We start from the raw sequence: 13,140 nt of genomic DNA, 5'->3' as shown, positions 1-13,140 counted from the left end.
ATTTCCTCTTTATAAAATGCCACCACCCTTCCTATTTATACGTAACTACACATAAAAAGAGAAGGGTTTCCCCTTCTCTTAAAAGTCTTTCATCAAGCTTCCACTACACTTGTATCTTTGATTACTTCAATGAAATGTATATGGTGTTCTTCAATATTTTTAATTTTGAAGATATATCCTTCCTCTTTTAATATATCTCCCTCAACCGCTTCAAAATTATTAGTCAAAAACCATCCGCCTATTGTATCTACTTCATCTTCTGATAAGTGAGTTCCTAAAAGATCATTTACTTCACTAATCAATACTTTGCCATTAAGAATATAATGATTATCCTTTATTTTGCGAATGTCAGAGATTTCGTCCTCATCAAATTCATCTCTAATGTCTCCAACAATTTCTTCCAGAATATCTTCAGCTGTAACAATTCCTGAAGTACCACCATACTCATCAAGCAAAATCGCCATATGTGTACGTTCCTTTTGCATTTTAATCAGCAATTCGCGGATAGGAACTGTTTCAATTACCCGGATAATTGGTTTCATATAATCCTCTAATTGAATTGCTTCTCTGCTTTGAATAGTTGCAGTAAGAAATTCGCGAATATTAATTAAGCCGATCACATTATCCTTATCCCCATTTACTAACGGGTAGCGAGTATAATTTTCTTCCTCTAAGATAGCCATTATTTCATCAAATGTATTGTCCACACTGATAGTCACCATTTCTGTTCTTGGGACCATTATTTCTTTGGCAATTCGTTCATCAAACTCAAAAATATTATTTACATATGCTAATTCGTTTTTATTGATTTCACCGCTTTTATAGCTTTCTGACATTAAAATTCTTAACTCTTCTTCCGAGTGAGCAAGTTCATGTTCTGACGCTGGCTTTAATCCAAAGATACTTGTCAAAAGTCTTGCAGAGCCATTCAACAACCAAATAAAAGGGTATAATAGACGATAAAACCAAATAATTGGTGTTGCAAAGGTTAATGTTATTAATTCTGCTTTTTGAATAGCTACTGTTTTCGGAGCTAATTCTCCAACAACGACATGCAAAAAAGTTACAAGTAAAAAAGAAATAATGAAGGCAATCAAGTGCGATAGCGCCGTTCCGATCGATAAATGAACAAATAGAGGCTCTAGAATTTCTGCGAAAGTAGATTCTCCAATCCAACCAAGACCTAAGGCTGTCACAGTTATCCCTAATTGACAAGCTGATAAATATTCATCTAAATGTGTCGTAACTTTTTTTGCTGCTAATGCTCCTTTTTTACCTTCAGCAACTAACTGATCAATTCTTGAACTCCTGACTTTGACGATCGCAAACTCTGTTGCCACGAAAAAAGCAGTAAATGCAATTAATATCACGAATAAAATCAAATTAAAAATTTCCAATAAGTAGCCCGTAAAGGGGCTTACACCTCCTGATTAATAAAAGCCGCATGCCTTTCTCACATTACAAAAGGAAAGACGCTGCTACTAGTTAAAATTCATTCCTACTTCCGAATATATAAATAAATGCAAAACAGTTAATTTAGCAAAAGAAGCAGTGCTTGTATAAAGAAATGCTTTCATGGATAATAGTATTTCTTACTTCTCTATTTTTATGTTGGACCTGTGCATCTCTAGAGGTAAGCATCTGATGCATTTTATCACTTAGACTCTTCCTATTTGCTCTCAGTTCCTCTATACCTATGGAATGCACTTGTTGATTATTTAATCGTTCCTTCTTTTCCTCCAGCGTAAGCTTACTCTTTTTGTATTCTTCAATAGCTTTATTTATTCAATTTTGTTCTTCACCATAGTAACGATAATTAGTTTGGGAACGCTCTGCTTGAAGAAGGCCAAGGTTTGTATAATAATCAATGGTTCTTTTTGCCACACCAGTAGCTTTTGCTAAATCACCAATTCTTAATTTCACAGCCCCATCGCTTCTCCTCCTAACCATAACGTTTTAGTTATACTTAATTAATTATATAAGTCTAAGGAGAAAAGTTTCAAGCAAAATACTTCCAATATATTTTGCACACGCTTTTTATCTTGCTAAATTTTCAAAAATGTCGGCTTTTTTATATGATTAAAAATCAATTTAGGTTAGAATATAGGTAGATAGATAGACAAGAAAAAATATATCAAAAAGGGGAAATGGAGTGGAAACAATTATCAATTTTCTTACAAGTAAAAGTGTAAAAAGGTTTTTCATCTTTGCTCTCATGATTCTGGGTATCTACACACTTAGGAGTATGATTAATTTAATGCTTTTTACCTTTATTCTTTCATTTTTAATGGATCGTATGGAAAAAATTATCTCTAAGCGAATTCACGTAAAACGAAACGTTATAGTTAGCATCCTCTATCTCATAACCATCGGATTACTTTCTTATAGCTTTATTAAATATTTGCCAATGTTAGTGGAAGAAATAACAGCATTAGTTAGACAACTAATGGATTTTTACTCTCGTCCCCATGATAATGCTGTCTTAAATTATATTGTTTCCATTATTCAAGAAAGACAAATAAACAGCTATTTGGAACAAGGGCTGGGCATTATCGTTAAATATTTTTCCAGTATTAGTTCCCTAAGTTTACAATTCATACTAGCTATTATCTTAAGCTTCTTCTTCCTGTTAGAGAAGCCGCGTTTGATTAAATATAAAGAAAACTTCCGCACAAGTAAAATAGCTCCTTTTTATAACGAAATGGAGTTTTTCGGCAAAAAGTTTGTGTTAACTTTCGGAAAAGTATTAGAAGCACAGGTTATTATCGCTTTGGTAAATTGCATTTTAACGACAATCGGATTATGGATACTCAGTTTTCCTCAATTACTAGGATTATCTCTTATGGTATTTGTTCTTGGTCTTATTCCAGTTGCCGGGGTTATTATTTCCCTCATTCCCTTATTAACAATTGGATATACCATTGGCGGATACCCCTATATCATTATTTTGATTATTTTTATTTGTATCATTCATGCAATCGAAGCTTATATTCTTAACCCGAAGCTCATGTCTTCGAAAACAAATTTACCTGTATTTTTCACCTTTATTGTCCTTATCTTCTCAGAGCATTTCTTTGGAGTATGGGGATTAATCATTGGTATACCTGTGTTTGTGTTTCTTTTAGATATCCTCCAAGTACAAAGTATGGATCCAAAAAGGAAAACAAACTTAGTAAAAGAATAGTTCTCGCTTCATTTCTATTCAATAAAAGCAGGCTGGATTCACACAAGAAAGTGAATCCAGCCTGCTTTTATTCTATAATGAGCAGTTCAAATTAATACTTTAATACTGCTCCTGTATTCGCAGATGTCACAAGCTTCGAATAACGTGCCAAGTAGCCGCTTTTTACTTTCGACTCAAAACCTTTCCATTCTGCTGTTCTCTGTTCCCATTCTTCCTCTGGAACAACAACATCCATTGTACGATTTTCAATATCAATTACAATATGATCGCCATCTTTTACAAATGCCAATGGTCCTCCTTCGGCTGCCTCAGGAGAAGCATGACCAATCGAAATACCTCGAGAAGCCCCGGAAAAACGCCCATCTGTTACCAGTGCTACTTTTGGACCAAGACCCATTCCAACAATTTGGGAAGTAGGTGCCAGCATTTCCGGCATACCAGGTCCTCCTTTTGGTCCCTCATAGCGAATGATGACAACATGTCCTTCCTTCACTTTTCCTTTTACTAATCCTTCCAGCACTTCATCTTGTGAATTAAACACAATAGCTGGTCCCTCATGTCGTTGAATGCCATTTTGGACTCCACCTGTTTTAATAATAGCACCTTGAGGAGCTAAATTCCCAAATAGGACTGCCAATCCACCTGTTTGAGTATGAGGATCATCAATTGGTCGAATGACTTGATAATCTTTCACTTTACATCCAGCGATATTTTCTCCAAGTGTTTTTCCTGTAACAGTTAACGTATCTAAATGGAGAGCTCCTTCCTTTTTCGATAATTCGTATAGCGCTGCTGACACACCGCCTGCTTCGTGCAGATCTTCAATATGTACATCAGACGAAGGCGCAAGCTTCGATAAATGAGGTACTCTAGATGCTACTTCATTGATTCTTTCAAGAGGATACTCTACACCTGCTTCATGAGCCAATGCTAATGTATGAAGCACTGTATTAGTGGATCCACCTAATGCCATGTCTAAAGCAAACGCATTATCGATTGCCTTTTCTGTAACAATATCTCTCGGTTTGATATCTTCTTTTATTAGATTCATCAACTGTTTCGCAGATTTCTTTACAAATTCCTTTCTCTCTGGTGCCACAGCAAGAATTGTCCCATTTCCAGGTAAAGCAAGACCTAAAGCTTCTGCCAAACAATTCATGGAATTTGCTGTGAACATGCCGGAACAAGAACCGCATGTCGGACAGCCAAATTGTTCTAATTCTCTTAGTCCACTTTCATCGATTTTACCTGACTGGTAAGCCCCTACACCTTCAAATACAGATGATAAGGAGATCTTTCTGCCATCACTAGTAACTCCAGCTTTCATCGGCCCCCCACTTACAAAAATAGTAGGAATATTTAAGCGTAAAGAAGCCATCATCATTCCAGGTGTGATTTTATCACAGTTAGGAATACAAACCATCCCGTCAAACCAGTGTGCTGCAACTACTGTTTCAATAGAATCTGCAATAATTTCACGGCTTGGTAATGAATAGCGCATTCCAATATGTCCCATTGCGATCCCATCATCTACCCCAATTGTGTTCATTTCAAAGGGAACGCCGCCCGCTTCTCTTATTGCATCTTTTACAATTTTCCCAAATTCCTGTAAGTGGACATGACCTGGAACAATATCAATATATGAATTGACCACTGCAATAAACGGTTTATCAAAATCCTCCTCTTTAACACCAGCTGCACGCAGTAAGCTTCTATGCGGAGCTCGGTCGAATCCTTTCTTAATCATATTACTTCTCAATTGTGTCACTTTTATCCCTCCAATTATCCGACTAAATCGAAAAATCTGTATATTTAAACTTTTACCTATTGTAACACTATGATAACAAAATTGGTATAATTTATTCTTGTGATTATTCAGATAAGTTTATTTTGTTTACTTTTTCTAGAAAAAGGTAAAAACATCGTTATATCAATAACCATCTAACGATAAATGTTAGAAAACCTAACAAACAGTCCCGTCTATTTTTTATATTTCCTTCCATTTTCTTGATGCCGTTCCAAAATAAAGATATATTAAAATAACTTTCTTTCTTTTCTCAATTATTGGCTGTTGTAAAAAATCTAAAAAAAACGATGAAGATTTATATCCCTTCATCGCTTTTTTATTGATATCATTATTCTCTCTCAAGTTTATTCGCACATTAGATGCATTACCTCTTATGCAAATATCTCACTAATTTTCTTTACTTCTTCTTCCGTTAATGACACGTCTAATGTTCGAAGATTATTCTTAAGCTGTTCAGTTGATTTCGCCCCTGGAATGATTACATCAACCGCAGGCTGCTCTAACAGCCATGCTAGTGCAAAATGTGTTGCATCAAAGCCTTTAGCTTCAGCCATTTGCTTTAATTGATCCACCTTTTCTACATTACGAATAAATGCTTCTCCCTGGAAAAGTGGATTATTTTCTTTTCCGCCGCTGATGATCGAATCCTTCGAGTACTTCCCGGTTAATAATCCAGAAGCTAATGGAAAATACGGAATAAAGCTAATATTGTTTTCTACACAATATGGTAAATATATTTCCTCTGCTTGTCTTTTAAATAAAGAATACTCTGCTTGGAATACCTCTAGATAACCATCTTGGTTAAATTCCTCTATTTGTTCGGCATCTAAATTCGAAGCTCCAACTGCAAGAATCTTTCCTTCATCCTTTAATTCTTTTAATGTTCCTGCTACCTCAGCCATAGGAGTAACTCCATCTGGAAAGTGAACATAAAATAAATCAATATAATCTGTTTGCAGACGCTTTAAACTATCTTCTACCGCTTTACGTAAAAATTCTTTACTATTATCAAGTTCAATTTTGCCATCTACTAATTTATGAGCAGCCTTGCTTGCAAGAACAATATCTTGGCGGTTGCCTCTTTCCCTCAGCACCTCTCCGATTAATTCCTCTGATCTCCCTAATCCGTATACATAAGCGGTATCAAGAAAATCAATCCCAGCATCCAATGCATTTCTTACTACATTTTTTCCTGTTTCATCACTTAAATTCGGAAATAAATTATGACCACCGACAGAGTTTGCACCATATCCTAGCTTCGTAACATGCATAGCCGTTTGACCGATTTGAACTTTACTACTCAAAAGATTCATCTCCTTCATTAGTATATAGACAACTATTCTCTTTCTCCCCTAGTATGCTTTTTTCTTTAATAAGAGTAAAGCAATTCGCTTTGTATTCTATTTTCAAACAAGCTTCATATACTTTTAGGAGAACAAACATTAATGAAAGGACTTCGATTATCTGTGCATGTATTAAAAAGTGGAATCTTTGTCATCATTTTTCTCTTTCTATTTATTACATTATGGTCGATGAGTGGAGTTCAATTACGATTAAATTTTCCTTTTATTCTTATTCTGGCCGTGCCGTTATGGGTCTATTTCCGACTTCAACGAAAGAACGAAAGAAATTCAGTCATTTTTTCTAAAGAAATTCTACTCAATCTATTTTTCTTTTATTTACTGACTGTTGCTTATGTGACTTTAGCTCCTTTTCACTTCACTCCACCAACCATAACGGAAGGAAAAATGAATATTACACCCTATGTTCAAATTTTGTATCAATATAAATATAAGCCGCCTTTCTTTTGGATGTTATATACTTTAGGCAACATCGTCTTGTTTATTCCCTTTGGTTTTATACTGCCTATGTTATATAAAAAACACTTTCAAGCATTGATCACAATAGGACTTGCTATCCTCTGCTCCCTTTCCATTGAACTAATCCAATTTTTCTTTACTACAGATCGAGCTGCCGATATAGATGATTTCATTCTAAATGTCTTTGGTGCGATAATAGGATATCTTCTCTATCTATTAATGCGGTTATTTTTGCGGAAAATAGATAGAAAATAATCACCAAAAAGGGGTATCTGAAAAAGATGAATTCTCCTTCAAATACCCCTTTTGTCCTGTTAAAGAAAACAGAACAAACCTATTATTCCTCACCAATAATTCTAACTTCTGTCTCAAGGTCGACGTTAAAGTTTTCTTTTACTGTTTTTTGGACATGTTTTATTAAGGATAGATAGTCATTGGCTGTAGCATCTTCTACGTTCACAATGAACCCTGCGTGTTTCGTAGAAACTTGTGCACCACCTATTTTCGTTCCTTGAAGACCGCTGTCTTGAATCAGTTTCCCTGCAAAATGGTTAGGCGGTCTTTTAAAGACACTCCCACATGAAGGATATTCTAACGGTTGTTTAGATTCACGCAAGAAAGTAAGTTCATCCATTTTCGCCTTAATTTCTGCATACTCACCTGTTTGCAGAGAGAAAGTTCCTTCTAATGCCACCCAGCCATTTTTCTCTATACTACTAGTACGGTAGCCAAGTTCTAATTCCTCTTTTGTTACTGTTTGAATTTCACCTGTTTTCGTTAATACTTTTGCTGATTCCAAAACATCAGCAACCTCTCCACCATAGGCCCCCGCATTCATATATAACGCTCCGCCGACAGAACCTGGAATTCCACAAGCAAATTCCAATCCAGTTAAAGAATGCTCTAATGCAAATCTAGAGGTCTCAATAATCGCCGCACCACTTTGGGCAACCACTTTATTGCCTGCAAGAGAAATTTCCTCAAGCTTAGTTAAATTAAATACAACCCCACGAATTCCACCATCTCTAATCAACACATTAGAACCATTTCCTAATATCGTAATCGGCACATTTTGTGTAAGGGCTAATTTATACGCTGACTGTAATTGTTCATATGTTTGCGGAAAAAGTAAAAAATCAGCCTTCCCACCAATTTTAGTATACGTATATTTATTTAACGCCTCATCCATTTTTACACTTTCTTCAGGCAATATTTCAAGAAATTTTTTTAGCAGTATATTTTTATCCATTAATCTCAACCTTCTATACATATTTCTGACTACACTATTCTAATAGTATACCAAAATTATAAATAGGTACGACGATAATAAGCAAATTTATGTGAAATGTTACTCAATCCCATTATATGAGAACCCCCTTCTCTTCATGCTAAAAAAAGAATAAGACAAGTTTTCATATATAAAAAAAAGCTAAGTAATCTTTTTATCCATTACTTAGCGAATGCTACTAATTCTCTTTCCTTTTGGTGTAATAAGTCGTAAGAAAGACAAGCAGGCTTATTCGTTCTAGGGTCCTGTACAACAACAGCATCTATTTGGAAAACTTCTTTTAGAACCTCTTCTGTCATTACCTCTTCCGCTGTTCCCTCTTTCATCAATTTACCATTTCTCATCGCGACCATATGATCGGAAAATCTTGCTGCATGGTTCAGATCATGAATAACCATCACAATAGTTCGATTTTCTTCTTCATTCAGTTTCTTTAACAATTTCAGTACTTCCAGTTGATGAGCCATATCTAAATACGTTGTCGGTTCATCTAATAACAGAAGATTTGTTTCCTGCGCAATCGCCATCGCAATCCATGCTCTTTGACGCTGACCACCTGATAATGTATCAACTTCTTGATCCTTCAGCTCTGTTAAACCAGTTACTTCTAATGCCCAATTTATCACTTCTTTATCTTTCTCTCCTAATCGCCCAAATCCTCTTTGATGAGGGGAACGACCATAGGAAACTAAATCATAAATCGTTAATCCATTCGGTGCGTCTGGTGATTGAGGAAGCACTGCCATTTTTTGGGCAATTTTTTTAGTAGGGATTTTGTGTATCATTTCTCCGTCTAGATATACAAACCCTTCCTTTGCTTTATGAATCCGCGCAAGAGTCTTTAATATCGTGGACTTACCACAACCATTAGGCCCAATAATGGTTGTAATTTCCCCTTCCTTCACGCGTAGATTCAAGTCATCGACAATAATTTTATCTTCATATCCAATTTTGAGTTGATCTGTAGCCAGTATGTCCATTCTTCTTCCCCTCCTTCCTGTTCTTTCTATATGTTTTATAATAAATTCGGAGTCATTTTCTGTTGCTATTTTCCGCCGTTATTTCCTTCTTTATTCGAAGATAAAAGAGATATCTATTTCTTTACAAATTATAAATGATAATGATTTTCATTATTTATTATAGTTTGAACGAGGATTTCATTCAAGACTGTTTCACATATTTACACGAATTTTTCTTGCACCTTTCTGATTTGACTCACGCAAAAAAAAGTCTGCCTTATCCGTTCAGACTTTTTTTATCATATAAACACTCAAAAATACTGGCTCCAATTAATTGGATTAGTTCTTTCCCTTTCTGATTGGCTGTAAGCTGATCTGTTAAAATCGCAATAAAGATAATTTCATCCTCGTGCTCTATGATGGCACAATCGTGTTCCACCTTATCCAATTCTCCAGTTTTATTAGCAATTCTAATACCACTATTCTCTCCGCGATAATACGGCAGTTTATCAAGAAGTTGCTGATGATATAAGATTGTCTTCCCACTCTGATTTCTATCGTTATAAATCGCCTTTAGACATCGGAGAATATCATGAGGAGAAGTATAGTTTTCAATTTTTCTTTTTCGCGCTTCTCGGTCCATCATTTTTCGCTGCAGAACGGTTGATGACATCCCAAGCTGTTGACATCTTCTATTCACATTGTCCATGCCAAGTCGCTCAATCAAATAATTGGTTGCCATATTATCCGAAACAATCATCATTAAAGTAAGTAAATCACGAATCGATAAACGACTTTGCGGAGACATGTATTGAACAATACCCGCTCCCCCTGTTCTTAGGAGGCTTCTAACCTCCACTAAATCTTCTAACGCCAGTGTTCCACCTGAGCTTTGCATAAAGCTTTCGACCATAACTGGTAATTTAATGAGACTAGCACTGGGGAAGACGTCGTTTTCATTTAGAAAAAAACCTTGCCCTCTCCATTCCATAGCTATCCCAAAATGACCTTCTCCCTCATATTCCTGTACAATTTTATTTATAAGCTTGCTTAATTTCTCCATATTCATCCTGTTATATCCTAATAAAGGTGACAGGCTACAAAATGGCCATTTTCTCGCTCTTGCCAATCTGGCTTTTTATTGGCACAAATATCCATCGCATGGGGACAGCGGGTTCGAAAAACACAACCACTTGGCGGGTCAACTGGACTTGGTAATTCCCCTTTTAAGATAATTCGTTCTCTTTTGTCTTCTATATCTGGATCTGGAATAGGAATAGCAGAAAGAAGTGCCTGTGTATATGGATGTAGGGGATTGGAATACAATGCCTTACTGTCTGTTAACTCTACTAAATTCCCTAAGTACATGACACCAATTCGATCACTAATCTGCTTTACCATCGATAAATCATGGGCTATAAATAGATAGGTTAATTGTTTTTCTCTTTGCAGCCTTTTTAATAGATTTACTACTTGTGCTTGCACAGAAACATCTAGTGCGGAGATCGGCTCATCTGCAATAATAAATTCCGGCTCTAGGGCTAATGCTCTCGCAATGCCAATTCTTTGTCTTTGTCCCCCGCTAAATTCATGGGGAAAACGATTGGCATGTTCTCTATTCAGCCCTACACTTTCCAATAACTCATCTATACGAGTATTTTTTTCTTCCTTTGTTCGATAGACTCCATGAATTTCTAAAGGCTCTGCCAAAATTTCCCGGACCGTGGAACGAGGATTTAACGAAGCATAGGGATCCTGAAAAATCATTTGCATTTTTCGTCGAAATGAAAAATTATCCTTTTCAGACATACTTCCCATATTGATATCATTGTATAAAACTTGCCCATTCGATGCTTTATATAATCCCATAATCGTTCTGCCTAATGTCGATTTTCCACAGCCTGATTCACCGACAATACCAAATGTTTCTCCTTTCTTGATAGAAAAGGATACATTAGATACTGCTTGTAATGTCGTATTCTTCTCTAATTCAAAATGCTTCGATACATTTTCTACTTTCAATAGAACCTGCTGTGTCATCCCACTCTCTCCTTATTCCCAATATCTTCTTGCTACACATAATTCTTTTTCATAGATTGTATTTTCTAAAGGAATAATTTCGATTGTCTTTCCTGTCTTTGGGGAATGAAGCAATTTATTTTCTCCATAATAAATACCTACATGGTGGATATGTCCTTTCCCTTCCTCGTAAGCAAAAAACAATAAATCTCCTGGCTCCATTTCCTCTAAAGGAATATTTTTCCCTGCCTCTGCTTGCTCACTGGCATCTCTCGGTATCACATACCCATTCGCTAAGCACATACTGTAACTGAAACCAGAGCAATCATAACCGAACGAACTCATGCCGCCCCATAAATAGTCCAGTTTCAAAAATCGTTCTCCTTGTTTTACTATATCTTTCCCTGTTCCTTTACGGACATCTTGAAAAGAGGGATAAACGACTACATCCGCTGCTCTAATCCACCCTTCCCCAGAAGGTGTCGACACTTGAACCCACTCTCCTTCTTGTTTTTTTAGCGGGAGTCTCGTTTGAAAGGATAATGACAATATTGCATTTTTATTACCATCACATAACTCTGCTGCAGATGCTTCAACTATTGCAATCGGTCCACTTTGTAAAGAATAACCTTCCCTTTTTACAAGTTGTTTTTTAGGTATCCACCCCGGGTAGCCAAGCTGATTTTTCCGAGTTGCTTGATTGGGCAATGCTACATATGTCCAGTCGCCTTTTTCTTCCAATACATATACCTCTTGCCCATACAATACTTGTGATTGTACTAAGTTCTCTGTACAAAGCTCTAGTCCTTTTTCATAATCAAGACTCGCAATCCAGCTCTTTATATCACAAGGATTATCAATTGCCCCTGCGTCTATTTCTCTTGCTGAATATTCAGTTGTCCAGAGGGTAGCAACAGGAACATCCACTATTCTCACATCATATTTATTCATCCCACATTCTCCTTTTCGTGTACAAGAATATGATTTATCCCTAAACCAAATTGCTTAGATAAAATGATGTTTCTTCCGTCATATTGAACACCGCCATCTACTATATCTCGGGCCAGCATCAGTGGTGCATCAAAGTCATAACGAGTTATATTCTTTTTACTTGCTGCAAAATGGGCCGCAGCAGTAATTCCTAATTTAGTTTCAATCATACTTCCGACCATACATTCCATTCCTGAAACTTCAGCTAAATGATTGATAATCTGGGCACGGTAGATGCCCCCTGATTTCATTAATTTAATATTAATTAAATCTGCACTGCGTGTTTTCAGCACCTCAAAGGCCTGCTGTGGAGTAAATACAGCCTCATCAGCCATAATTAATGTGTCTACTGAATCAGTTACCTTCTTTAAACCTTGGATATCATCCGCTTTAACTGGCTGTTCCACTAATTCGATATTAAGTCCTAAGTCCTCCATTTTTCGTATAGCTACAACTGCCTCTTTCGGGCTCCAGCCTTGGTTAGCGTCCAGTCTTAATTTAATTTCACTTCCTACTCTTCTTCTAATCTCTATTATTCTATTAATATCTGTTTGTATTTCATCTTTTCCCACTTTAATCTTTAATACATTAAACCCTTGTTTAACATAGCTCATTGCGTCTTCTCCCATTTCTACCGGGTCATTGACACTAACTGTATAGTCTGTTTCCAATGTATTATTATATCCACCCAATAATTGATAAAGTGGCAGCTTACAATATTGAGAAAAACAGTCATATAGGGCCATATCAATTGCTGCCTTTGCACTCACATTTCCAACAAGTATTTGCTGGATTCCTTGAAGCAATAATTCAAGCTGCAAAATGCTTTTGCTCAATAAATAAGGTTTGAACACTTCATGGATGGATGCTTCGATGCTTTTTAGACTATCTCCTGTTATTACTAAAGTCGGCGGTGCTTCTCCCCAACCAACAATTCCGTTTTCGCATGTAATTTTTACATATACAGAATCAGCAATCGTTACAGTTCGTAACGCTGTCTTAAAAGGTTTAATTAATGGAACTGCGACACGGAATGTTTCGATTTTAGTTATTTTCACTATGTATCATCCTTA

The 13,140-nt window shown here is 36.2% G+C and carries 12 protein-coding genes; 2 read left to right on the top strand and 10 right to left on the bottom strand.

Features of this window, described 5'->3' with window-relative positions; translation table 11 throughout:
- Positions 1 to 92: 92 nt before the first annotated feature.
- A complete protein-coding gene (locus BCI01S_RS16390) occupies positions 93 to 1,397 on the bottom strand; it encodes a hemolysin family protein (RefSeq protein WP_047944243.1) in 1,305 nt (434 codons plus the stop codon).
- Positions 1,398 to 1,785: 388 nt separating this feature from the next.
- Positions 1,786 to 1,923, bottom strand: a complete 138-nt coding sequence (locus tag BCI01S_RS26025; protein ID WP_186440704.1) for a MerR family DNA-binding transcriptional regulator — start codon at positions 1,921 to 1,923, stop codon at positions 1,786 to 1,788.
- 229 nt (positions 1,924 to 2,152) lie between these two features.
- Between BCI01S_RS26025 and BCI01S_RS16385 the strand changes: the two genes are divergently transcribed.
- The gene (locus BCI01S_RS16385) at positions 2,153 to 3,184 is read left to right on the top strand and encodes an AI-2E family transporter (RefSeq protein WP_047944244.1); all 1,032 of its coding nucleotides are present in this window, start codon (positions 2,153 to 2,155) and stop codon (positions 3,182 to 3,184) included.
- Between the two features lie 91 nt (positions 3,185 to 3,275).
- On the opposite strand, the gene ilvD is transcribed toward BCI01S_RS16385, so the two are convergent.
- Positions 3,276 to 4,952, bottom strand: a complete 1,677-nt coding sequence (ilvD, locus tag BCI01S_RS16380; RefSeq protein WP_061800075.1) for a dihydroxy-acid dehydratase — start codon at positions 4,950 to 4,952, stop codon at positions 3,276 to 3,278.
- Positions 4,953 to 5,362: 410 nt separating this feature from the next.
- Positions 5,363 to 6,262 carry an aldo/keto reductase gene (locus BCI01S_RS16375; protein ID WP_235844528.1) on the bottom strand — a complete coding sequence of 300 codons (900 nt, stop codon included), beginning with the start codon at positions 6,260 to 6,262 and terminating at the stop codon, positions 5,363 to 5,365.
- A 174-nt stretch (positions 6,263 to 6,436) separates the two neighbouring features.
- On the opposite strand from BCI01S_RS16375, the gene BCI01S_RS16370 reads away from it, so the two are divergent.
- Positions 6,437 to 7,066 (top strand): VanZ family protein, encoded by a 630-nt coding sequence (locus BCI01S_RS16370; protein ID WP_053215787.1) that lies wholly within the window; start codon positions 6,437 to 6,439, stop codon positions 7,064 to 7,066.
- Positions 7,067 to 7,148: 82 nt separating this feature from the next.
- Here the strand turns inward: BCI01S_RS16370 and murB are convergent, their stop codons facing one another.
- From murB to BCI01S_RS16340, 6 genes are all read right to left on the bottom strand, one after another.
- On the bottom strand, positions 7,149 to 8,060 hold the full coding sequence (murB, locus tag BCI01S_RS16365; RefSeq protein ID WP_047944247.1) for a UDP-N-acetylmuramate dehydrogenase: 912 nt from the start codon (positions 8,058 to 8,060) through the stop codon (positions 7,149 to 7,151).
- Positions 8,061 to 8,260: 200 nt separating this feature from the next.
- Positions 8,261 to 9,079 carry an ABC transporter ATP-binding protein gene (locus BCI01S_RS16360; RefSeq protein WP_047944248.1) on the bottom strand — a complete coding sequence of 273 codons (819 nt, stop codon included), beginning with the start codon at positions 9,077 to 9,079 and terminating at the stop codon, positions 8,261 to 8,263.
- Positions 9,080 to 9,335: 256 nt separating this feature from the next.
- Complete coding sequence (locus BCI01S_RS16355) at positions 9,336 to 10,127, bottom strand: serine hydrolase (protein ID WP_061800071.1); 792 nt, start codon at positions 10,125 to 10,127, stop codon at positions 9,336 to 9,338.
- Positions 10,128 to 10,138: 11 nt separating this feature from the next.
- Positions 10,139 to 11,098 carry an ABC transporter ATP-binding protein gene (locus tag BCI01S_RS16350; protein ID WP_047944249.1) on the bottom strand — a complete coding sequence of 320 codons (960 nt, stop codon included), beginning with the start codon at positions 11,096 to 11,098 and terminating at the stop codon, positions 10,139 to 10,141.
- Positions 11,099 to 11,110: 12 nt separating this feature from the next.
- Positions 11,111 to 12,028: a C40 family peptidase gene (locus tag BCI01S_RS16345; protein ID WP_047944250.1), complete on the bottom strand. Its 918-nt coding sequence runs from the start codon at positions 12,026 to 12,028 to the stop codon at positions 11,111 to 11,113.
- Entirely contained in the window at positions 12,025 to 13,125 is a 1,101-nt protein-coding gene (locus tag BCI01S_RS16340) for a dipeptide epimerase (protein WP_047944251.1), read from the bottom strand. The genes BCI01S_RS16345 and BCI01S_RS16340 overlap by 4 nt, the downstream gene beginning before the upstream one ends.
- Positions 13,126 to 13,140 lie beyond the last annotated feature (15 nt).

This window comes from Niallia circulans NBRC 13626, assembly GCF_001591585.1.
Lineage (GTDB): Bacteria > Bacillota > Bacilli > Bacillales > Cytobacillaceae > Niallia > Niallia circulans.
Note: the sequence above shows the minus strand (reverse complement) of the source record. Positions and strands in the feature narration are given on the sequence as shown.

What these genes read in the sequence shown, in the direction of transcription:
- BCI01S_RS16355 (WP_061800071.1), bottom strand. Translation starts at nt 10,127, where the DNA reads ATGAATATGGAGAAATTAAGCAAGCTTATAAATAAAATTGTACAGGAA.
- BCI01S_RS16370 (WP_053215787.1), top strand. Translation starts at nt 6,437, where the DNA reads ATGAAAGGACTTCGATTATCTGTGCATGTATTAAAAAGTGGAATCTTT.
- BCI01S_RS16345 (WP_047944250.1), bottom strand. Translation starts at nt 12,028, where the DNA reads ATGAATAAATATGATGTGAGAATAGTGGATGTTCCTGTTGCTACCCTC.
- murB (WP_047944247.1), bottom strand. Translation starts at nt 8,060, where the DNA reads ATGGATAAAAATATACTGCTAAAAAAATTTCTTGAAATATTGCCTGAA.
- BCI01S_RS16375 (WP_235844528.1), bottom strand. Translation starts at nt 6,262, where the DNA reads ATGCATGTTACGAAGCTAGGATATGGTGCAAACTCTGTCGGTGGTCAT.
- BCI01S_RS16360 (WP_047944248.1), bottom strand. Translation starts at nt 9,079, where the DNA reads ATGGACATACTGGCTACAGATCAACTCAAAATTGGATATGAAGATAAA.
- BCI01S_RS16350 (WP_047944249.1), bottom strand. Translation starts at nt 11,098, where the DNA reads ATGACACAGCAGGTTCTATTGAAAGTAGAAAATGTATCGAAGCATTTT.